This is a genomic window from Acidovorax sp. SUPP950 (assembly GCF_030158935.1).
In the GTDB taxonomy this organism is placed as follows: domain Bacteria; phylum Pseudomonadota; class Gammaproteobacteria; order Burkholderiales; family Burkholderiaceae_C; genus Paracidovorax.
The window spans coordinates 189,555-210,531 of record NZ_BQXE01000006.1; the positions used below are offsets into that span (position 1 = coordinate 189,555).

Sequence of the window (20,977 nt, forward strand, 5' to 3'; positions counted from 1 at the left end):
AGGCGGAGCATCAGAGTCCGAGCAATGCAGGAAGCTGGCGAACGTCTGTCAGGCGGCACACGCCGTAGTCGCTCGACGCAGGCTCATGGCCCCGGTCGATGAAGGCCTTGGCCATGAACCCCAGGTCGGACGCCGTCATCAGGTCATAACGAAAACTCGACGAGACATGCATCATCTGATCGGGCCCGCATCCCAGCCGGTCGAACATGTATTCGAAGGCTTGCATGCGCGGCTTGTACGCGCGCGCTTCCTCGGCGGTATAGACCGCGTGGAAGGTGGCCTTGAGGTGCGCGACGCTGTGGGGAATCAGGTCGACCATCGAGTTCGACAGGACGACCAGCGGTACTTCTGGCGCAATCGCCTCCAGCACTTCCACCACGTTCGGGTGTGGCTGCCAGGTCGGCACGGCGTCGTACAAAGCGGCAGCATCCGATACCAGGCATTCGATGCCGTGCGCCTTGCAGGCACGTTGGATGGCGTTCGCCACCACGTCGTAGAAAGGCTTCCAGTCGCCCAGCACCTCGTCGAGGCGATAGGCCCGAAAACTGTCCAGGAACGCAGGCATCCGATCGGCCGCCACCCGGTCTTTGAACAGGATCTTTGCCGTCGGCCCCATCTCGAAGTTGATGAGCGTGCCGTAGCAGTCGAAGCTGATGAATCGAGGTTTGAAGATCATGGGCAGATCTGCTGTGTTGAGGTGAAACGAGTCTAGGACTGCGCCCTTTACAGGAGATGCCATATCGATGCGAGTCCCGAGCAGTTTCTTTGTCAATCTGCACGGGGCCTGGCATTTTTGGATAGTGTTGTTTTGCCCTCGTCCGGCGCGATGGCGGCCACTACCGCATCGCGAGGCGCACCCTGCGCATGCGATCACGCAGGGGTGGCCCGATGGGGAAATGGGGCTGAAATCCCAGCACCGACGGGCAGGTCCCGTTGCGCTGAGCACTTGCCGATTCGTCAGGCCAGCCTTGGCTCGCCGCGTTGGAAGACCGCGTTCGATCGGCCCGCAGCGAGCCGCTGCGATCTCCCTGCATTCACGGTCGCAGCGAATCCGCCTCGGCGCAATTCGTGCCAGCCGGTCCTAGTTCTTCGCTGTGCCCTGCGGCAGGTGCTGCAGGGCACAGCGGGCAGCCTCGTGCAGCAGCATCACCGCATCGGCCAGTGTCTGCAGGTGGTCGCCCGGGTATTCGATGCGCAGCGACACCTTGCCGCGCGCCACCATCAGCATCAGCGGCGGCGCTTTCGGCGCGCGCGTGCCCGCTTCATCGGGCTCGCCCTGGGCCGGCAGCAGCATCTCCAGCAGATGGGACACCATGGACGGCTGCACCCACCGCTTGGCGTGCAGGCCGCCCTCGCCCACCACCGCGAAATGCTGCCAGAAAGGCAGCGGCACGCCGGGCCACGCCATCTCCTCGAACATGGCGAGCCAGCGCACTTCCTCGGGCAGGTCCCCTGGCAACGAGGTCTGCAGCGTGTCGGTGAAGGCACCGTAGGCTTCGCGTTCCAGTGCCTCCTTGAGGGGGCGGGATACCAGCATCAGCGCCACGTCGGGCTCCACGCCCACATCGATGCGTGCGCGCAGTTCCGTGCCCCTCAGGTAGTGGCGCTGCGGCGCCCCGCACTCCAGGCGCCAGGTGCGCCCTTCGTACTGGCCCAGCATCAGGAACCCGCCAGGCTCCGCGGTACGCGAGAAAGCCAGGCCCTGCGCGGCCGCCCATTGCTCGGTGTCCTCCAGCGATACGGGGCGCGGAGGATCGTCGGGGCGTGGGCCCAAGGCGAAGGCTTTGCGAAAGCGCTCGAACATGGTGTGAAAAAATCAGGGCAAAGGCTCGGCAGAAGCAGCCATTATTCGCCCAAACCGGCCCCCTCTGCTCGCACGCGCCAGCATGCACGGCACTTTCCACCCCTTGGGACTTTTTGGGTACTTCTTCGCTACTTGCCAGGGCCGTTTCTGCCTGGCCATCCAATATCACCGCATGACCGGACCGCCCGCCGCCCCGACCCACGCCGCCGCCCTCTCGCGCAGGGCCGCCATCGCCGCAGCGGCCCTGGGGCTGCTGCCCGTTGACGGATTACGGGCTGGCACCGGCGCGACGTGGCCGCCAGAGGGCACCTCCGACACCGCGGTGCAATTGGTGCGGTGGGTGCAGGGCACGGCCGACCACGGCGGCCTGCCGTTCGCCGTGATCGACAAGCTGGGCGCGCGCCTGCATGTCTTTGCCGCCGACGGGCGCTGGCGCGGCAGCGCGGCCGTGCTGCTGGGCTCCGCCCGCGGCGACGCCTCGGTGCCCGGCATCGGCGACAAGCCCCTGTCGAAGATCCGGCCCGAGGAGCGCACCACCCCGGCCGGCCGTTTCATCACCGAGCCGGGGCTGAACCTGCGCGGCGACGACATCGTCTGGATCGACTACGACGCCGCCGTGTCGCTGCACCGGCTGCGCAGCGTGAGCCCCGCAGAGCGCCGGCGCGAGCGGCTCGTGCATGGCAGCGCCGAGGACAAGCGGATTTCCTACGGCTGCGTGAATGTGGACGCGGCGTTCTACGACCGGCTCATCGCCCCTGTGTTCGGCCAGTCGGCGGGCGTGGCGTACATCCTGCCGGACACTTGGTCTTTTGCGACTGTTTTTGCAGCGGCCAGCGCTTATCCGTAAAGCGGCGGCGGCCTGTCGGCCTCAAACGGCGGCGCGCTCCAGCCGGAACACCGGGCGGCGCTCGCCCACGGGCATGCCCCGTGCGCTCAGCAACGGCGCGGCACGCCAGGGCGCCAAGGCGGCGCGCTGGGCGTCATTCATCCAGCCCAGCTGGTCCAGCACCTCGACGGCGGCGGCGATCTGCGCGGTCATGTTGCCGTCCATGACCTTGAGCGCGAAGGCCTCGCCCCGGCTGCGGCTGCCCAGCACCTGCACGCCATCGGCGCCCGTCTTGGACACCCAGTCGCCCCCGCCGGCCCGCATGAAGTCGGCATCGTGCCGCCCCGTGCCCGAGCCCAGTGCAGGAAACGCCACCATGGCATCGGCCAGCGCCGCCAGGTGCGGGCCCAGGTCGCTGTCCTGCGGTGCTTCGCCGGCCAGCCGGGCGTAGCCCCGCGCCAGGTGCGCCAGCGGCATGGCGTAGTTGGGCGCCGAGCAGCCGTCGATGCCCATGGCCAGCTCTTCGGGTGCGAGCCCTACGGCGCTGGCGACCTGCTCGCGCACCTGGGTCTGCAGCGGGTGCGTAGGGTCGGTGTAGTCGGGCAAGGAGAGGCCCTGCTGCACGCAGTACGCAACGAACCCCGCATGCTTGCCGCTGCAGTTGTGGTGGCGCTCGTCGTGCACGGCGCCGGGCGCCAGCGTGCCCAGCTCGAGCGCCGCGAACAGCGGCACGTGGCAGCCGCAGCGCAGCACGGTGTGGGCCTGGCCCACGCTGTCGAGCATGCCCTGCACCACCTGCACGTGCTGCGCTTCGCCGTTGTGGCTGGCGCACAGCAAGGCCAGTTCGCGCTCGCCCCAGGCGAGGGCGTGCACGCCGCCGGACCGCAGCAGCGGCAGGGCCTGGAAGGCCTTGATGGTGGAGCGGGTGAACACCCGCGCGCATGGGTCGCCCACCTGCGCGAGCAGACGGCCCAGCCGGTCCACCACGGCCACCGAGCCGGCATGCAGGCTTTCGGGAATGCCGCCACGGGTGAGTTCGATCAACGGTGCATGGTGCATGGGGCAACTCGCTTTGGTTTGGGTGCTGGGCCTGCCCCACGGGCAGGCAGATGGAAAGATCCCGGCGCTGCCGCGTCAGTGCGGCAGCACGGTGCCGCCCGACACGCGAAAGCCCACCGTCGGCCCGCCGGCCACCTTGCCCAGCGGCACCCCGAGGGCGATCACCCCCGTGCCATGCAGCAGGCAGGCGTCGCGGCGCAGGTTGACGACGGTGCTGCCGCCCCCGAAGTGCACCCAGGTGCCGAAGCTGCTGAGGTCGGTGAGCACGAAGGTGCCGTTGCGCCAGTCGATGCGGGCATGCAGGCGCGAGACCCGGGGGTCGCCCACATGCACCTGGGCCTGCGTGGCGCGGCCCAGGTGCACGGGCGTTTGCGTGGACAGGAAGGCGCGGTGCGCGCCGCCCCAGGACAATTCCAGGCAGGCGCTGCCGGAATCGAGCGGCATCACCGCGCTGGGCAGCGCCGCCTGCATGGTGACCGAATCGCCCTCCTCGCCATCGCGCCATTCGACCTGGTACATGACGATGGGCTCGGACCGCCCGCGCAGGTCCATGGCGCCCAGGCGCACGAACCAGGTGCCGTCCACCGCTCCCGCCTGCTCCACGGTGCTTTCGGTGGCCCAGATCTCGCGCGGGCCAGCACGCTCGGACAACCGGGCGGCCACGTTGACCGCGTCGCCGTAGCAATCGCCGTCCACCTGCACGATCTCGCCACTGGCCAGGCCCGCCCGCAGGTCGAGGCGCAGTTCGCGCGGCCAGGCGTGCATGCGGTGGTGGTGGCTGCGCATCATCGCGGCCATGGCGGCCACGCCGGCCGCGCCGTCCTCGAACACGCCGAGCACGCCGTCGCCCAGCGTCTTGACCACGCGGCCGCCATGGGTGGTGACGGTCTCGCCGATCCAATCGGTCAGCTGGGTCACGGCGGCGGTCGCACGTGCGTTGCCCACAGCCTCGAACAGGGCGGTGCTGCCCGCGATGTCGGCGAACACGACGGTGTGCACCGCGCCGCCCGTCATGGCGCGGCCTTCCGGCGAGCGCCTGGCCGCGTGGTGGCGCCAGGGCCTTCAAAGATCAGGGATGCGTGCACGCAACACGCGAACAGACGAGGCACGGAGGGGAGAGAATGGAAACGGAATGCAAATTATGGGGCCGGCTCGGGCGGCCTGCAGCGGGGCATGGAAGGTGGCACCGCCCGCGTTCCTCAGTGGGTGTGGCCCCAGTACAGCAGCGCGTCGCGCCCCTCGACCGACAGCGACACCGTGGCGCCCACCGGCAGCAGCACCTTGGTGGCGACATGGCCGTAAGGCAGGTTGGTCAGCACCGGCGCCTTGATCTGCGTGCGCAGCCAGTCCACCACGCTCTGCAGCTTGAAGCCCTTGTCGTGCGGTGCGAGCTTGTAGCCGGTGAACTGGCCCAGGATCACGGCCTTTTGCTGCGCCAGCACGCCCGCGTGCAGCAATTGCGTGAGCAGGCGCTCCACGCGGTAGGGATGCTCGTTCACGTCCTCGATGAAGAGGATGCCGCCGCGCACCGCCGGCAGGTAGGGCGTGCCCACCAGCCCGGCCAGCACGGCGAGGTTGCCGCCCCACAGCTGCGCGCTTTTCAGGTAGACGTCGCGCACCGCGGGCTGGCCGGCGGCGTTGGGCTTTTCGGCGTTCATGCGCCAGCCGCTGCCCTCGCCGTGGCCGGTGAGCAGGTCGTCCAGGCAGGCCAGCATGATGTCGTCGGGCTCGCCTTCCGGGCCCAGGTCTCCGCACAGCGAGGGGCCGGCCCAGGTGATGGCGCCGGTCTTGGCCAGCAGTGCGTTCTGGAACGCCGTGAAATCGCTCACGCCGACGAAGCGCGTGCCCCCCGCAACCGCCTTGGCCACCGCCTTGTAGCGGATGCCCGGCAGGATGCGGGTGATGCCATAGCCGCCGCGCGAGATCAGGGCCAGGTCGGCGCCGCTGGCCGCCGCGCGGTGGATGGCCGCCAGCCGGGTGGCGTCGTCGCCCGCAAAGCGCGTGTGCGTGGCCAGGGCATCGGCATCCACCTCGACCTCGTGCCCCAGGGCCTTCAGGCGGGCGATGCCGCGCTTGAACGCCGCCTTGTCGCGCACCGCGCCGGAGGGCGAGTAGATGTAGATGTGCCGGGGGCCGTGGTCGTGGCCGCAATGGGCGTGGTCGTCATGGGATGCAAGGGACAAGGCATTCAGGCCGCGCGGGCCTGCTCCGGTGGATGCGGTGTGTGCGCCGGTGCGGCCGGCGCGCTAGGGTCGGAAGTATTCCACAGCCCGCGCGGCGATTTCGGCGCCCTGCTCCGGCACGAAATGCCCCGCACCGGGCACTGCCAGCGGCGGCGGGCTGCCGCGCACCAGGGCCTGCAGGGACTGCATGGCCGCAGGGCCCAGCGCGGCGTCCGGCGCACCGGCCACCAGCAGGCTGCGGCCTGTCCATTCGCCCTGCCAGAAGCGGCGGGCCGCCAGGGCCATGACGGCGCCCTCGGGTTCCTCCGGCACGGCCTGCGGCAGCGCCCGCAGCGCAGCGCGAAAACCCACATCGGGAAACGGCGCATCGTAGGCCGCCTGCGCCTCGGGAGTCAGCGGGCTGCCGGCCTGCGCCACCAGGCGGCCCGCGCCCGCGCTGCGGCCGGCCCGGGCGCATTCGGCCTGCCATGCCTGCAGGCGGGAGGGCACCGGCGCATCGGCGCCGGCGAGCCAGGTGTTCATGGCCAGCACGCCGTCGAACCGCCCGGGCAGGGCCATGGGCAGCGTCAGGCCCAGCGCCCCGCCCCAGCCCTGCACCACCAGCACGGCGTGGCGCAGGTCCAGCCGTTCGATCCACTCGATCAGCACCTGCCGGTGCCATTCGAAGCGGTGGGCGGCCTCTTTCTTGGGCTTGTCGCTGCGGCCGAAGCCAATGAGGTCGGGCACCACCACCCGGTCGCCCGCGGCGGCGAACACCGGCAGCATGTGGCGGTACAGGTAGCTCCAGGTGGGCAGGCCGTGAAGGCACAGCCAGGTGCGGGCGGCATCGCGCGGGCCCTCGTCCAGGTAGTGCAGGCGCAGGCCGGCGAGCGCGGGCAGGTCGCTCAAGTAGTGCGGCGCCCAGGGGTAATCGGGCAGGCTGGCGAAGGCGGCGTCCGGCGTGCGCAGCGCGTCATCGCGCAGCGGGTGGGCCGACAGCGCCCGGGCACGCTGCTGGCTGCGCCGCTCGCGGAAAAAACCGCTGAGCAACTCGCCGCACTCCGGGGCCAGCACGCCGCGCCGCACCTGGGTGTGGTGGTTCAGCCGCCGCTCGGCGAACAGATCGACGACCGAGCCGGCCGCGCCGGTCTTGGCGTCCTGCGCCCCGTACACCACGCGCGGCAGGCGGGCGTGCAGCATGGCGCCGCTGCACATGGCGCAAGGCTCCAGCGTGACGTAGAGGGTGCAGCCATCCAGCCGGTAGTTGCCCAGGCGCGCCGCCGCCGCCCGCAACGCGGCGATCTCGGCGTGCGCGGTGGGATCGTGGCCGGCGATGGGGGCGTTGCGGCCCGTGGCAATGACTTCGCCGTTGCGCACCACCACCGCGCCCACCGGCACCTCGCCCGCCTCGGCCGCAGCACGCGCCTCAGCCAGGGCGTGGCGCATCCAGCGCGCATCTTCATCGTCGGCCGAATCCATCATTTGCTATTATTTTTATAGCTATCAGGGCATGGAAAACGCCGGCATGGGCCCGATTTCACTTGGATTCGTCTTCCGGCATGGGGCGGGCCTGCTGCATGAGCGCTTCCATCTGTCGCTTGACCTGTTGCTGCACCTGCTGGCTCTGCTCGCGCACGGTGGCAGCCGAGGCCCCGCTGGCCGGCGGCTGGGCGCCCGGCACCGCGATGACGGGCACGGAGGCGCGCGTGGCGCCCATCTGCTTTTTCACGAGGACGGCGACGATCGCCAGGGCCACGAGCAGGCCCACGAGTCCGAATCCCATGCGCATGGTCAGTTCTCCGTGTGTTGCGCGACCGGCGGCGGCCCGATGCCCTGCCGCGCGCCGACTCCACCCTGCGCCCCATTCACGGGGTCACGGGATCGAAATCGCACGGGGAGTGGCATCGGCGGCGCCGCCGGACAGAGCCGCCACTGTAACGAAGAACAGCGCGCTGGCGGGCGCGCTCGGGTGCAGGATCAGTTCAGCGCCACCCGGGCATTCGCCGGGTAGTGGTACAGCGTCACGGCCGGCGCCGTCAGCTCGCCCTTGGGCGTGAACGCGATGTTCGCCGTCACGCCCTTGTACTGGGTCTTGGACAGGAATGGCGCGTAGACCTTGGGGTCCACCGAGTCGGCACGCTTCATCGCATCCACCAGCACCATGGCCGCGTCGTAGGCGTACGGGCTGTAGATCTGGAACTGGCCGGGGAACTTGGCGTCGTAGCGCTTCTTCCATTCGGCGCCGCCCTGCATCTTGGTGACCGAGGCCCCGCCCGTGGCGCAGGTCACGTTCTTGAGCACGGCCGCCTTGGACGACAGGTCGGGCAGCTTCTCGGTGCACAGCGCGTCGCCGCCGAAATACTTCACCGAGCCCAGGCCCAGCTGCTCCATCTGGCGCAGCATGGGGCCGGCCTGGGCATCGAGGCCGCCGTAGAAGATGCCGTCGGGCTTCTTGGACTTGATGGCGGTGAGGATGGCCATGAAGTCCGTGGCCTTGTCGTTGGTGAACTCTTCGGACACCACCGTCAGGCCCTTTTGCAGCGCCGTGGCCTTGAACACCGCCGCCACGCCCTGGCCGTAGGCCGTGCGGTCGTCGATGATCGCCACGGTCTTGAGCTTGAGGTGGTCCGCCGCGTAGAGGGCCAGCGCCGCGCCCAGCGCGCTGTCGTTGGCGATCAGGCGGAAGGTCGTCTTGTAGCCGGGCTTGGTCAGGTCGGGGTTGGTGGCCGCGGCCGTGATGTGGGGCAGGCCGCACTTGTCGTAGATGGACGAGGCGGGAATGGACGTGCCCGACTGCAGGTGGCCGACCACCCCCGCCACCTTCAGGTCGCACAGCTTCTGCGCCACGCCCGTGGCCTGGCGCGGGTCGCCGGCATCGTCTTCGGCGGCCAGCTCGAAGCGGATCTTCTTGCCGCCGATCACCAGGTTCTGCGTGTTCAGGTCGTCCAGCGCCAGGCGAACGCCGTTCTCGGTGTCCTTGCCGATGTGGGCGATGCCGCCCGACAGGGGGCCGGCGTGGCCGATCTTGACGGTCTGCACGTCCTGGGCCATGGCGGCGCCGCAGGCCACCAGGGCCGCACAGGCCAGCGCGGTGGACCGCAGGGAAAAACTCAGTCGGGAAGCGTTCAGCACTCTCAAAGTCTCCATCCTTGTCGTTGGAAAGCCGCCGGGGCCGGCGGCCAAGCGTGCGTATGCTAGCCCCGCCACGCACCGGTTTTGGGATAAATCGCACCAATTCAGTGCAGATTGCGGGGCATTCGCGCCGCTAATGCCGGCCCGGGTAGGCACCGGCAGCGCCCGCTGGGATAATCGCGCCCCATGTCCCTGCTGCCCCACCATATCGAACTGCTTTCCCCGGCGCGCGACGCCGACATCGGCATCGAGGCCGTCAACCATGGCGCCGACGCCGTCTACATCGGCGGCCCGGCCTTCGGCGCCCGGGCCGGCGCGGGCAACGATCTGCGCGACCTGGAGCGCCTGGTGCGCCATGCGCACCGCTTCCACAGCCGCATCTTCGTCACGCTGAACACCATCTTGCGGGACGACGAGCTGGAAGGCGCACGGCAGATGGCCTGGCAGGTATACAACGCCGGGGCCGACGCGCTCATCATCCAGGACATGGGCCTGCTCGAACTGGACCTGCCGCCCATCCAGCTGCACGCCAGCACCCAGACCGACATCCGCACGCCCGAGAAGGCGCGCTTCCTGCAGGACGCGGGCCTGTCGCAGATCGTGATCGCGCGCGAGCTGGACCTGCAGGAGATCGCCGCCGTGCGCGCCGCCACCGACCCGGCGCGCACCACCATCGAATTCTTCGTGCACGGCGCGCTGTGCGTGGCCTATTCCGGCCAGTGCTACATCACCCATGCGCACACTGGCCGCAGCGCCAACCGGGGCGACTGCAACCAGGCCTGCCGCCTGCCGTACGAGGTGCTGGACGGCAGCGGACGCATCATCGCCCACGAAAAGCACGTGCTGTCGATGAAGGACAACAACCAGAGCGACAACCTGCGGGCGCTCATCGATGCGGGCGTGCGCAGCTTCAAGATCGAGGGCCGCTACAAGGACATGGGCTACGTGAAGAACATCACGGCGCACTACCGCAAGCTGCTCGACGAGATCATCGAAGAGCGCGAGTTCTCGGCCGAGCCGCTGGCGCGTTCGTCGTCCGGGCGCACCACGTTCACCTTCACGCCCGACCCCGACCAGAACTTCAACCGCGAGTTCACCGACTATTTCGTCAACGGACGCCAGGACGACATCGGCGCGTTCGACACGCCCAAGACGCCGGGCCGCGCCATCGGGTGGGTCACCAAGGTGGGCGAGAACTTCGCCGAACTCGAACTGTCCAGCCCCGACACTGTGCTGCACAACGGCGACGGCCTGTGCTACTACGACCTGCAAAAGGAACTGGTGGGCCTGCAGATCAACCGCGCCGAGGCCGTCAACGCCCGGAAAGGCCTGTGGCGCGTGTTCCCCAAGGACCCCATCGCCGGCTTCAAGGACCTGCGAAAGGGGCTGGAGATCAACCGCAACCGCGATATGGACTGGGTGCGCACCCTCGACAAGAAGTCAAGCGACCGGCGCATCGGCCTGTGGGCGCAGCTGTCCGAAACGCCCGACGGCTTCGACCTCACGCTGACCGACGAGGACGGCTTCGTCGGCAGCGCGGCGATCGTGCACCCGCACCAGCGCGCCACCGACGGACCCCAAGCCGAGGCCACGCTGCGCGAGCAACTCGGCCGCTTCGGCGCCACGGTGTTCTCCGTGCACGACATCGCCCTGAGCCTGTCGCAGCCCTGGTTCGTGCCGGCCTCGGCATTGAACCCGCTGCGCCGCGACGCGGTGGCCGCGCTCGAGTCCGCGCGCGCCGCCGGCCTCGTACGCCTGCCCCGCGCCGAGCCCGTCCAGCCCCCCGCCCCCTTCCCCGAAGACACGCTCACTTATCTGGCCAACGTGTTCAACCAGAAGGCGCACGACTTCTACGTGAAGCACGGCGTGAAGGTGATCGACGCGGCCTACGAGTCGAAGGAAGAGGAAGGCGAAGTCAGCCTGATGATCACCAAGCACTGCGTGCGCTTTTCCATGAGCCTGTGCCCCAAGCAGGCCAAGGGCGTGATCGGCGTGAAGGGCACCATCAAGGCCGAGCCGCTGCAGCTCATCAACGGCAAGGAAAAGCTCACTCTGCGCTTTGACTGCAAGCCGTGCGAGATGCACGTGGTGGGCAAGATGAAGAAGTCGGTGCTCAACCAGCACGCGCGCGACATGCAGGCGGTGCCGATGCAGTTTTACCGCACACGGCCCGTGGCGGGATAACGCCATCGAAACGCGGCTTTGACAGCCGCATGCCCCGGGAAATTCGCCCCGGCTACACCCGCCCCCTATCAGCCTCAAACGGAGGGCCAGAATCTGCGGCCGAGAACAGCCCGCGAGGTGCGGCCTTGCCTAAGGAAGCTCTGCACAAAACACGCACGAACGTGCTGATGCCCTGAGCCAGTTGGAATGCGATGCGGCCAACCCCTGATTCATCTCAGTTCCGGTGCCTGTGGCACCGAACTGGCGGCCTGAATGGCCGGTTTGGGAACTGCGGGCGCACTCATGCCGAGGCTCCCAGCAGTTTGCGCCTCACCATCCAGAGATTGGCCAGCGCAAACAGCGTGTGCAGTTGCGCGGTGTTCTTGGCCAGCCCTCGGTAGCGCACCTTGATGCGGCCGAACTGGCGCTTGATCACTCGGAAAGGGTGTTCCACCCGCGCCCGAATGCTGGCCTTCACGCGCTCCAGTTTCCCGGTCAGGGCCTCGATCGGTTTGGCCGGGTCGAGCAGGCGACGTTTGCCGGGCCGCATGGCGATGTGCCAATTCACGTCGCGCCTGGCATCAGGGCGGTGGCCCGCGCCTTGGTAGCCGGCATCGGCATAGACATCCCGGTCGCTTGCGCGCACCAGACTGTTGGCCTCGTCACATCATTGACCGCGCCACTGGTGCCGCGCGCGGTATGCACCAGGCCCGAGTCGGCGTCCACTCCGATATGGCACTTCATACCGAAGTACCACTGCTGTCCCTTGCGGCTTTGTTTCATCTCCGGGTCGCGCTCTCCACTGCTGTTCTTGGTCGAGCTGGGTGCTGCGATCAAGGTGGCATCCACTACCGTGCCGCTCTTGAGCATCACGCCCTTGGCGCTGAACAGATCGTTGACGGTCTGCAGGATTTGCGCAGCCAATTTGTGCTTCTCCAGCACATGCCGGAACCGAAGGATCGTGCTCTCGTCGGGCAGCCACTCGTCCCAGCCTTCCAGGCCCGCGAACTCGCGGAATACCGGCATGTCGTGCAGCGCTTCTTCCATCGCCGGGTCGCTCAGCGCGAACCACTGCTGCATGAAATGGATGCGCAACATGGTCTCGCACGGGAACGGAGGACGCCCCCGCTTGCCTTCGGGTAGGTACGGCGACACCAGGGCCACCAGTTCGGCCCACGGTACGACCTTCTCCATCTCATACAGGAATTCCCGCCGCCGCGTTCGCTTCGCCGTCATTCCCAAGCCCAAGCTGTGTTGCTTCATTACCCGTATCGTCTCAGGGCTTCACGCCGGTGCCAAGGATGCCGTGGGGCGATTTATGCAGACCTTCCCTAGCGGCCAAACCAGCGATTTAACTCCACCGATACCGATGCAAGCACAACCCCAATAAAAATCCACACGGTTCCCATTGCTGATAACGCCATTCCGCCCGTACTCACCTGCTGCAACTTGCCCCCAAACTCTAGCAGGGCGTACTTTCTATCCGTGCTTTCATGCATTACAAGTTCTGAAAGCCGCCGAATCTCAGTGCTCATATTTAGCTCAGCCTCATCAAGGCGATGTGCCGCGATTCTCATTGCAGCTTCAATTCGAGCCAGGCGATCTTCTATATTGGCACTAGGAACCATATTGGGAATTGCGGTTGATATCCGTGCATCCACATGCGACGAGTAGGTAAAAATTCCATCTGCCTCGACATATGTTGGTTCGCCACTCCAGAAACATTTGATCCAAGATATGGCACCATCGCGCAGTGAAGACATTCGAAACTCGCGGCGAAGCTCAATCAATCCACGCACTACACAGACGAGGCCTAGCAGCTGCAGCAGCATGCCTGAGACTCTAAAGGATTGTTCACTGCGGTTAAAGGCCAATATAATAAATATGGCAAGAAAAACAGGTGCCAGCATCCAATAAATTTTTAGAAGCTGAGGTTGCCGAAGCATATTTAAGCGCCGTTGAGCTTTGGTTATTTTCGTCATCACCCCTCTTTTTAATGACGCATGCCATGAAAAAACGCAGTATTAAATGGCGCAGTTTCCACCCAAGTAACTGGGACAGCCATCAGTCGAGTTTTCTAAATATCGGTTTAGGCGAAATTATTTTAGGCGCCATCTCCTTAATATGTAACCAATCCGGAGCATTGACACCAATAAGTTCATGAGACGCCTTAACCAACTTCTGCTGGGCCGCGTCGTTCAAAGCATCCTCAATTTCCAGGGCGGTAGCGGCGGGATATTTCTCTAATTGTGCTTGCAATACTTGAGCCTTGGCACTCGGTTTAGTGTAATAAGGCGGGGGGGACTGCTTACCAAGAGTACACATTGCCCTACCGACAGCGTGATAGGCATCGGAAAACAGACCCATGAAGCCGTTCGGATCGGCTAGAGACACGACCCAAAGCCCATGTTTATCGTCGTAGCGCACACCGCCGCCGCGGTTACCCCTATGTTTCGACTCCGGGACTATGCCCACCCGTAACCCACGACCTCCTTCAAGAAGTTTGTAATTCGACTTCACTGTCGCAGCAAAATGCCGGACATCGTCCTGTGAAGACAAGAACAGGTCGGTTTTCCAAATTTGTTTGATTCGGTCCCCCAAGTCGGCTTCAGCTTCCTTTCCACGTGCCGCCTCAGCAACCCACTTACCAAAACGGAAGGGCCTGCCTTGACCGTCAGGGAGAATAAAAGAATCAGCGCCGGCATCAGTGACAGCAGCATTAAGGAAGCCAAGATACTTAGCTCGCTCGTAACCGAAAAGAATGGAGTTAGGAGCTGCATCTTTAACGCTTCGCGAGCACTTTCTCAATGCATGGTGTACCGGCTCAATAACTTGAGGTTCGCCCCCCAATATAACTTCATGGACTGCCCATTCAAATCCATCACCTCGCATACCCTGGTCACGGTCGAGGCGAACTACTTTAGCGAGCTGCCGCATAGTGACGCGATCTAAGGGCGTGCAAAGATCCGTGAGATCCTCATCTGAGAGTGAATCGATCAAAGCCCTTAGAACCGACCGAGAAACCGCATATAGACCTCGGCCATATTCATCGATAGGAGCATCCTGTTCGATAAAAGTAACCTTGGCGCCTTTGCCTCCACGCTTTTTTCGCCCTACCCCTCCCTTGTAGCTGGGAGCTGCATTGGTAACCATGCGATATCCTCCTTAAACTCTGAGTATTAGTCTCGAAACCATCAAGCTCAAAACTCTAGTGATACCAAGGATTGTGGAGCAAAAAGACTGACTGTCTGCGATGTTTATCTAGGTCTTTGTGCAGACGTGTGCACTAGGATCCGGCGATCCTCGATGTTCAGGATCTCATTGAGCTGGCCGCTTACTTCGCCGTACCAAGCCCTGCAGGTTGCGATCCAGTTGGTGGTATCTCGCTCGCTTGCGAAGCCGCCGGCATCGTCAGCGGCAGATCCGGCAGCGGCCGTGGCCGCACCCTCAGATTGGCCGGCAGGGGTTCGTAGCCCGAGACCACGGGCGGGGGCACCAATGGTGTTGAGCACCCGGACAGTGCTGCCGCCGAGGCACTGGCGATCACCGGAAAGAGTAGCGATGTGGTCATTGGCTTTTAAAAGTTGGGGGGTGATGCCTGCAACAGTCACCGCGTGGCGCCCTGCAGCCGTCTCGTTAAAAAGGCGCTGCTGACGCGCATCGGACGCGCGAGCCTCGTCGGCCTGGCGCTGCGCGCTTTGGAGCTCCAGCTCGGCCGCCTGCGTGTTGGCGATCCACCGCCAGTCCTGCACCTGCCAGGCGCCGGCCGCCGCAAGTAAGCCGGCGCCGATGGCGGTGGCCACATAGGTGTAGATGCCGGCGGTCATCAGCGGCCGTCCTTTATGCCGAGCTGGGCGCCCTTGCCCCTTCATCGTGATGACGCGGTTGGCGGGCCGCTCAGGCACAAGCGTGGACACGTGCACCCAGTATTTGCCGCCCACGCGCTCGTAGATCAACTGGCCGATGCCCAGCACCGACACCAGCGGTGCGAGCGCCCGCGCAACCTGCAGCGGCGTGCCGTAGCCTGGCGCAACGACGTCAGCGGCGTGGCCCTGCTGGTGGCGGCGTCGCTGTGGGCATTCTGGAAGAGCTCCTGCTGCGGCGCCGCGGCGGCCTTCATGTTGCGCCGTGCAAGAGGCGTGAAACCGAAACCCGCGCCAGCAGCGTTCAAGCGCTTTTCCGCATCGCTTGCCAGCTGGCGCCAGATGCTGATCTGCTTGGCCCCGGTTGCAAAGGTCTGAACATCGCCGCTGTCAGCCAACCGGGCGTTCTTCGCTGCAATGCGCTCGCGGAACATTTCCCAGTCGGCCACCGCCTCGCAGTAGCTGGCGAGCGCCATGCGGTCCAGGCGGTGCAGCCAGCCGAGCGTGAGCAAGTCTGGTACGACTCGTTTCCACTCAGCCACGGCGCGTGGCGTCAGCCAGTCGGGCCGCTCTGGCTCCACCGCCTGCAGCTGCAGCGCAGCGGTTTCGTTCGCCAGCGCGGCCGCGTTCATCTTGCTGGCGTTGCCGGTCAGCTGGTGCACAAAGGGCGGCAGCGCAGGCCGGCCCGAATTCGAGTTTCCGGCCATATGGCCCCCTTTCATTGATACCCCCCCTCCCCCATATTTCCCGGAGTTGCGAGCGGAGAGGAGCAGTCGGTCTTTAGTCGATGGATCTGGGAGTTTTCACCCCCTCCCCACTGTTGCGCGGTTCCAGTGGTGACCCGCATCGAGGGGGCGACCGTCCGGGGTGCATCCGATCTGCCGCTCTGACTTTTCCATCCGCTGCTCGTCAGAGTCGTGACAGAGCTTGCACAGGGGTTGCCAGTTCTCGCGATCCCAGAACATTTCGCGAGATGCAGTGATGCGTTCAGGGTCTCCGCTTTCCATGGCTTCACGTAGCCTCGGCGCTTTGATGTGGTCGACCACCGTGGCCGCTACGATCTCGCGGCGCCGCTTGTGGTTAGCGCACAGCGGATGCGCGCGCAGATAACCGTCGCGCGCTCGTTGCCACACAGAGGTGTAGCCACGTTCGTGCGCGCTGCCGCGCCGCGCGTCGAAGTTCTTACGGTCGGCTGCGCGGCGTGGTGTCATGGCTTCGTATGTACTTTGGTTTTCGGAATGCAAAAACCTCGGCAAGCTAAGCCTGCCGGGGTCCAAGTCAACGATCACTAATTTTCAGTTAAACGCGCCTGACTGCGGCTGTGCCAACGGTATGGTTCCAGCTCCAGTGATAACAAGCAAATAAGCTCTTAAGGCTCTGGCGCAGAGCGAGGAAGCTTCATCTGCTATGGATTTATATGAACCCAAGGTATCTGGAGTTTCGAGCGTGAACTCTGCAGGCCTGCTCGCACCTTCCGCCAACTTGGATCTGTACAGCCCTACCTCGCCTTTACCAAAAGGATCGGACCGATACCAGTGACTGTGCACAAGCGCATTTCTTTTGAGTCTGGCTATTTCCCCTTTTTCGACCCCACTCATCAACTGCTTGTCAGCCTCTTTCAGCTCATCTCTCAATCCATCCTGAAACTTCGCTTGAGGCGGAATGTCTTTCTCAGTGATGACGCCCGGCAACTGGCCTGCGACGTTGAGGAGATTCGCCAAGCTCTGATCCTTCAAGCGTTTTTTTTCTGCTTTGCCGTTAACCACCGGGCGCGGAAGCTTTACGCCTTGAATCTGCAACATTAGTAGACCTCCTCGCAGGGCGGTAGTCATGCCCTCGACGGCGAATATTGTTTCACCAACCAATTGCGCGCATAGCTTCAGCTTATCCCCTGAATCACCTTCTGCTGCGACCTTCATTTCCGCCCCTTACGTAGAGTTGTAGTGACGGATTATTGCTCTAATACAGCCATACAAAAACCCCGACAAGCGCGAGGCCTGCCGGGGTTCCGACTGGTGCATGAGCGGGTGGGACGCACCAAACACCAGTTGCCTGAAATGTACGCAAAGTCTCTATGTCGTAAAACTCCCCCCGATGCCTTTCGCTTTGAGCGCATCGCGCAACCGCAGCCTTTCATCCGCCCGGTCGTTGAGCCACATCGCAATGGCCATGTCGGCCTGGTCAAGCCGCGCATGCATGGTTGATGCAGCGCATCCATCACGCCGCGCCGCCTCCTGCACGCCAAGCTCTTGAATGTACAACGCCAACAGCGCGCGCACCAGATGCGGCCGGGTCTCCTTGAACGAAGTGATGGCGAGGTCCGTCTCTGCCGCCTCCTCCTCGAATGCAGGGATGGCCACACTGTTGTAGCTGCCGCGCTCCCACAAATCGCTCACCCAGTCGGCCAGCACGGATTGCTTTGCGTACCCGCCACTACCTGCACCGCCACGCGATGCCCACAACGCCCAGTTCTCAAGGCGCTTCACCACCCAGCTAATGCGCGCCATCGTCGCTCCCTGCCGCTGCTGCATTCGCATTCCAAACACGGGCAGACCATATGCGCGCGTGTGCACAGCCAAACACCACGACGAACTCACCCAACTCCTGCAGCGTGCGCGCATCCAGCCCGGCCGGGTTGCCCACCACATGCCCCGCCTCGATGGCGTAGAAGCAGCCCGCCTCACCACGCAGTGCCCGCCTCACCAGCGCCCGCGCTTCCGGGCCGAAGTGCCGCACTCTGTCCTCAATGCACTCCATCGTGCGAGGCATGTGCGCTTTGATGATTTCCAACCTGTATCTATCCGGCCCGATGACGGGCATCGAGCACCTCAACTACCCCGCCTTTCGCGCGGCCGCGGAGTCACTGCGAGCTGCCGGCTACGTGGTCACCAACCCGGCCGAGAAAGACGTGCCTATCGAGTCGCCATGGATCGTGCACATGCGTGCAGACATCAAAGCCATGATGGATTGCGACGGCCTGGCCATCCTGCAGGGCTGGGAGGCATCTAAGGGCGCCAATGTGGAGATTGCACTGGCCCACGGGCTCGGCATGCCCGTGCACTGGCTGGTGGCATGTCTGGCACTGGCCAAGCCGTCGAAAGCAGAGCCTGGCCAGGAAGCGAGGCCAGCATGACGCGCGGCCGCAAACCCCGCGTTCCACGTCGCATAGGCAACCCCATGGACATCGCAAAAAAGCGGGCCTCTCGCCTCACGGATGCAGAGATCGCTGAGCTGATGGCACCACTGCGCGAGTGCGCAGCGCGTCTCCGCACGGGCGTGGCCAGCGAGCTGCAGCGAGACACGCTGTACACCGCCCTGCAGATCGCCGAGTGCATCGAGGCCAGCGGCACCGTGCGAGGGCTGCGTGAACACATCGGGACCGCGCTGCAGGCGAGCCAGGCCATCCGCGGCCGGGCCATGGCCACGGGCACCTGGCGACCCACCGCCCTGTACTTCTACGAGCTGGACGCGATCCGCGAAGCGCTCGATCTGCACGTGTACCAGCTGGAGCAACTCTCTGCCGGCGAGCTGCAGGACATGGTGACAAAGCTCATGGCTCGCATAGCAAGCGCCGGCGACAGAGTGGTTTACATCTTTGAAAAAGACCTCGGCTTGTTGGCCGTATGAAAGGCTTGATTTTGACTGAAACTAAAGAGCAAATTTCAATGGCAAGATGATGCGAATTCGGATTGGTCAATTTACCCACTGGACCGGCAGCTGGATGGCCCACGATATTGGCCTCCAATCCTAGCGGGTCAATCATGGTGATGGGTTGATTTGTATAGAGATATAAATTTCTACCCCCATTTAGGCCGATGGGATCCTGCGTGATGTACTGCCCCAGGTGAGGGTCGTAGTACCGGAAGCGGTTGTAATGCAGCCCGGTCTCGGCATCGATCTGCTGGCCCTGCAGCCGGATGCTCTGCTCGATCCGGTGCGGGTTGTATTCCTCCTGCACATCTCCCCAGGCACCGTAGCTGGCCGCCCAGGTGATCTCGCCGGCCTTCTCTCCGTTGCCATCCACCAGCCCGATCGGCGTGCCCAGGTGGTCGCACAGGTGGTCGCACAGGTAGTGCCGGATGGTGAGCGGGTTGCCCGCTGCCTGGGCCTGTCGTTCGGCCTGCAACTGGCCCACGCTGCCCGCCATGGCCTGCGCCAGATCCTGCGGCATGTGTTTTTGCACCAGGGCCAGTGCCTGCGCGCCGCTGGCGGGGTCCAGCACGGTGTTCAGCGCCGCCTTGCACCATCTCCCGCTGCGCCCGCGGCATGGCCGCGAAGCTGTCCGCCGCATCCGTGGCGTCTTCGCCCGGCTCTGCTTGCATCAGCAACTGCACAGCTGCAGCAGCGGTACGAAGCTGGCCGGCTCGTACACCGTGTGCCGGATGCCTTGCCCAGACGCCGCCCGAACGCGTCGTAGCGGTAGCGCGCCACCGGCGTCCAGCCCCTGCCCGCGCCCGTCGCTCTTGGCCCGCGCCGTCGTACTGGTGGCGCGTGCGCTGGTTCAGGGCATTGATGCTCTCGCTTTCATAACTATTTCATTTTTATCAATTCAATTTTTGGCGTGCAAGTATAAGAATATTTTAAATCGGGAAATATTGCTGTCAATTTCATATGTGTTGGATTGCCAGATTTACCCTCATCTGTTGCCAGCTTGTCCACCACCATCATCATTACGGCATCATCATCGACAATTTTTGCCCGGATTATACTTAAATGATTTAATTTATCCTTCTTTTGCTCATCCAGATAGTGCGGCGATTTTTTTGTGAAAAAAGCATTTTTTTTGGTCGCATTTATCAAATCACCGAGACTCCCTTGTTGGGGCGAGGTATTTTTTAAATCAGCTGATCCAATTAATGATGAAAAAGCGAATCCATCACCTTCAAATTTACCATTTTTATATTTTCCAGTTTCTGCAATCCACGCGTATTCAGGACGTTCGACAGTCCTTTCAACAACGTGCCATTGCCATATTTTTTTTGGGTTTAACACAGGGAATCTTGCAAAAATATAATCCTCCGAAAACATGGCAGAACAATCAATATCATTGCGAAATTTCTCCGCCTTGATATCAAAAGAAATCAAAAAAACAATTGCAAAACATATCGATTTAATCATTTTCGAGATCCTCTTCGTTGCCTCATTTTATTTGCCAAATCCATAATATCATCAGTATCCGCAGTAGGTGCCGTGCCTCTTTCTTGCAAATCTTTAAAGTACACAGGCGTATCACATTCGTATCCCTTTGGGATTTCAGAACTTTTCCACATCGATTCTTCCGGTATGTAATCTGAAGGAGTTTTAACGTCCTTGCCGGGCTCTTTATCTCCAGACTGGCAAGTTAACTTATTTTTGCTCCATTTTTTGCAATATTGTGTGTAGTCATAAGGACTCGCTTGTTTCCAAACTTTTTCGTTCGGATTAACCACGTCATAAACCTTGTCCAATGGATGACTGGGCGCCTCAAGCATCCCAGCAGTCTGCGCATCAATTGATGCTTGTCTATTCACCTCACCGCGTTTAACGGCGCGTTGGTGAGCATTCCCTGTCAAGCCCAATGGATCAATATAAGTAGTTGGTCTTTCAACGTAACGATATAAGTTGATTCCTCCCCCCAATCCAATGGGATCCTGCGTGATGTACTGCCCCAGGTGAGGGTCGTAGTACCTGAAGCGGTTGTAATGCAGCCCGGTCTCGGCATCGATCTGCTGGCCCTGCAGCCGGATGCTCTGCTCGATCCGGTGCGGGTTGTATTCCTCCTGCACATCTCCCCAGGCGCCGTAGCTGGCCGCCCAGGTGATCTCGCCGGCCTTCTCTCCGTTGCCATCCACCAGCCCGATGGGCGTGCCCAGGTGGTCGCACAGGTAGTGCCGGATGGTGAGCGGGTTGCCCGCTGCCTGGGCCTGCCGCTCGGCCTGCAACTGGCCCACGCTGCCCGCCATGGCCTGCGCCAGATCCTGCGGCATGT

At 63.7% G+C, this 20,977-nt stretch carries 24 protein-coding genes; 4 read left to right on the forward strand and 20 right to left on the reverse strand.

What is annotated here, in order from left to right:
* Positions 1-10: 10 nt before the first annotated feature.
* Together AVME950_RS20695 and AVME950_RS20700 are read right to left on the reverse strand one after the other, a co-directional pair.
* Positions 11-676: a haloacid dehalogenase type II gene (locus AVME950_RS20695; RefSeq protein WP_284431232.1), complete on the reverse strand. Its 666-nt coding sequence runs from the start codon at positions 674-676 to the stop codon at positions 11-13.
* 405 nt (positions 677-1,081) lie between these two features.
* Complete coding sequence (locus AVME950_RS20700; protein ID WP_284431233.1) at positions 1,082-1,774, reverse strand: hypothetical protein; 693 nt, start codon at positions 1,772-1,774, stop codon at positions 1,082-1,084.
* 202 nt (positions 1,775-1,976) lie between these two features.
* Between AVME950_RS20700 and AVME950_RS20705 the strand changes: the two genes are divergently transcribed.
* A complete protein-coding gene (locus AVME950_RS20705) occupies positions 1,977-2,651 on the forward strand; it encodes a hypothetical protein (protein ID WP_284431234.1) in 675 nt (224 codons plus the stop codon).
* Positions 2,652-2,672: 21 nt separating this feature from the next.
* Here the strand turns inward: AVME950_RS20705 and AVME950_RS20710 are convergent, their stop codons facing one another.
* From AVME950_RS20710 to AVME950_RS20735, 6 genes are all read right to left on the reverse strand, one after another.
* The gene (locus AVME950_RS20710; protein ID WP_284431235.1) at positions 2,673-3,689 is read right to left on the reverse strand and encodes an asparaginase; all 1,017 of its coding nucleotides are present in this window, start codon (positions 3,687-3,689) and stop codon (positions 2,673-2,675) included.
* Positions 3,690-3,764: 75 nt separating this feature from the next.
* Positions 3,765-4,703 (reverse strand): adenylate/guanylate cyclase domain-containing protein, encoded by a 939-nt coding sequence (locus AVME950_RS20715; protein ID WP_284431236.1) that lies wholly within the window; start codon positions 4,701-4,703, stop codon positions 3,765-3,767.
* Between the two features lie 185 nt (positions 4,704-4,888).
* Positions 4,889-5,872, reverse strand: coding sequence for an LD-carboxypeptidase (locus AVME950_RS20720; protein ID WP_284404537.1), 984 nt, complete (start codon positions 5,870-5,872; stop codon positions 4,889-4,891).
* A 63-nt stretch (positions 5,873-5,935) separates the two neighbouring features.
* Complete coding sequence (gene tadA / locus AVME950_RS20725; protein WP_284431262.1) at positions 5,936-7,330, reverse strand: tRNA adenosine(34) deaminase TadA; 1,395 nt, start codon at positions 7,328-7,330, stop codon at positions 5,936-5,938.
* 58 nt (positions 7,331-7,388) lie between these two features.
* Entirely contained in the window at positions 7,389-7,640 is a 252-nt protein-coding gene (locus AVME950_RS20730) for a hypothetical protein (RefSeq protein ID WP_284431237.1), read from the reverse strand.
* A gap of 188 nt (positions 7,641-7,828) precedes the next feature.
* Positions 7,829-8,983: a branched-chain amino acid ABC transporter substrate-binding protein gene (locus AVME950_RS20735; protein WP_502869434.1), complete on the reverse strand. Its 1,155-nt coding sequence runs from the start codon at positions 8,981-8,983 to the stop codon at positions 7,829-7,831.
* A 186-nt stretch (positions 8,984-9,169) separates the two neighbouring features.
* Here AVME950_RS20735 and AVME950_RS20740 point away from each other — a divergent pair, with 186 nt between their 5' ends.
* Entirely contained in the window at positions 9,170-11,167 is a 1,998-nt protein-coding gene (locus AVME950_RS20740; protein ID WP_284431238.1) for a peptidase U32 family protein, read from the forward strand.
* A gap of 280 nt (positions 11,168-11,447) precedes the next feature.
* Here AVME950_RS20740 and AVME950_RS20745 read toward each other — a convergent pair.
* The 9 genes from AVME950_RS20745 to AVME950_RS20785 all read right to left on the reverse strand — a co-directional run bounded on the left by AVME950_RS20745 (position 11,448) and on the right by AVME950_RS20785 (position 17,799).
* Positions 11,448-12,409 (reverse strand): IS5 family transposase gene (locus AVME950_RS20745; RefSeq protein ID WP_284431239.1). Its coding sequence is split into 2 segments (ribosomal slippage): positions 11,448-11,809 and positions 11,809-12,409, totalling 963 coding nucleotides; the frame shifts between segments, so codons are not numbered across the junction.
* 68 nt (positions 12,410-12,477) lie between these two features.
* Complete coding sequence (locus AVME950_RS20750) at positions 12,478-13,128, reverse strand: hypothetical protein (RefSeq protein ID WP_284431240.1); 651 nt, start codon at positions 13,126-13,128, stop codon at positions 12,478-12,480.
* A gap of 82 nt (positions 13,129-13,210) precedes the next feature.
* Complete coding sequence (locus AVME950_RS20755; RefSeq protein ID WP_284431241.1) at positions 13,211-14,299, reverse strand: hypothetical protein; 1,089 nt, start codon at positions 14,297-14,299, stop codon at positions 13,211-13,213.
* A 104-nt stretch (positions 14,300-14,403) separates the two neighbouring features.
* Complete coding sequence (locus AVME950_RS20760; protein WP_284431242.1) at positions 14,404-15,126, reverse strand: hypothetical protein; 723 nt, start codon at positions 15,124-15,126, stop codon at positions 14,404-14,406.
* Positions 15,099-15,641, reverse strand: a complete 543-nt coding sequence (locus AVME950_RS20765; RefSeq protein ID WP_284431243.1) for a phage terminase small subunit P27 family — start codon at positions 15,639-15,641, stop codon at positions 15,099-15,101. Before AVME950_RS20765 ends, AVME950_RS20760 begins: the two co-directional genes overlap by 28 nt.
* A gap of 171 nt (positions 15,642-15,812) precedes the next feature.
* Positions 15,813-16,220: an HNH endonuclease gene (locus tag AVME950_RS20770; protein ID WP_284431244.1), complete on the reverse strand. Its 408-nt coding sequence runs from the start codon at positions 16,218-16,220 to the stop codon at positions 15,813-15,815.
* A gap of 84 nt (positions 16,221-16,304) precedes the next feature.
* On the reverse strand, positions 16,305-16,928 hold the full coding sequence (locus AVME950_RS20775; protein ID WP_284431245.1) for a hypothetical protein: 624 nt from the start codon (positions 16,926-16,928) through the stop codon (positions 16,305-16,307).
* 153 nt (positions 16,929-17,081) lie between these two features.
* The gene (locus AVME950_RS20780) at positions 17,082-17,540 is read right to left on the reverse strand and encodes a hypothetical protein (protein WP_284431246.1); all 459 of its coding nucleotides are present in this window, start codon (positions 17,538-17,540) and stop codon (positions 17,082-17,084) included.
* Positions 17,503-17,799 carry a hypothetical protein gene (locus AVME950_RS20785; protein ID WP_284431247.1) on the reverse strand — a complete coding sequence of 99 codons (297 nt, stop codon included), beginning with the start codon at positions 17,797-17,799 and terminating at the stop codon, positions 17,503-17,505. The genes AVME950_RS20780 and AVME950_RS20785 overlap by 38 nt, the downstream gene beginning before the upstream one ends.
* Here AVME950_RS20785 and AVME950_RS20790 point away from each other — a divergent pair.
* Together AVME950_RS20790 and AVME950_RS20795 are read left to right on the forward strand one after the other, a co-directional pair.
* Entirely contained in the window at positions 17,789-18,142 is a 354-nt protein-coding gene (locus tag AVME950_RS20790) for a DUF4406 domain-containing protein (RefSeq protein ID WP_284431248.1), read from the forward strand. The genes AVME950_RS20785 and AVME950_RS20790 overlap by 11 nt on opposite strands.
* Positions 18,143-18,186: 44 nt before the next feature.
* Positions 18,187-18,636 carry a hypothetical protein gene (locus AVME950_RS20795; RefSeq protein WP_284431249.1) on the forward strand — a complete coding sequence of 150 codons (450 nt, stop codon included), beginning with the start codon at positions 18,187-18,189 and terminating at the stop codon, positions 18,634-18,636.
* On the opposite strand, the gene AVME950_RS20800 is transcribed toward AVME950_RS20795, so the two are convergent.
* From AVME950_RS20800 to AVME950_RS20810, 3 genes are all read right to left on the reverse strand, one after another.
* Entirely contained in the window at positions 18,560-19,231 is a 672-nt protein-coding gene (locus AVME950_RS20800) for an RHS repeat domain-containing protein (protein ID WP_284431250.1), read from the reverse strand. The genes AVME950_RS20795 and AVME950_RS20800 overlap by 77 nt on opposite strands.
* A 308-nt stretch (positions 19,232-19,539) precedes the next feature.
* On the reverse strand, positions 19,540-20,127 hold the full coding sequence (locus AVME950_RS20805) for a hypothetical protein (RefSeq protein ID WP_284431251.1): 588 nt from the start codon (positions 20,125-20,127) through the stop codon (positions 19,540-19,542).
* A partial coding sequence (locus AVME950_RS20810) for an RHS repeat-associated core domain-containing protein (RefSeq protein ID WP_284431252.1) occupies positions 20,124-20,977 on the reverse strand: 854 nt, incomplete at its 5' end. The genes AVME950_RS20805 and AVME950_RS20810, both read right to left, overlap by 4 nt.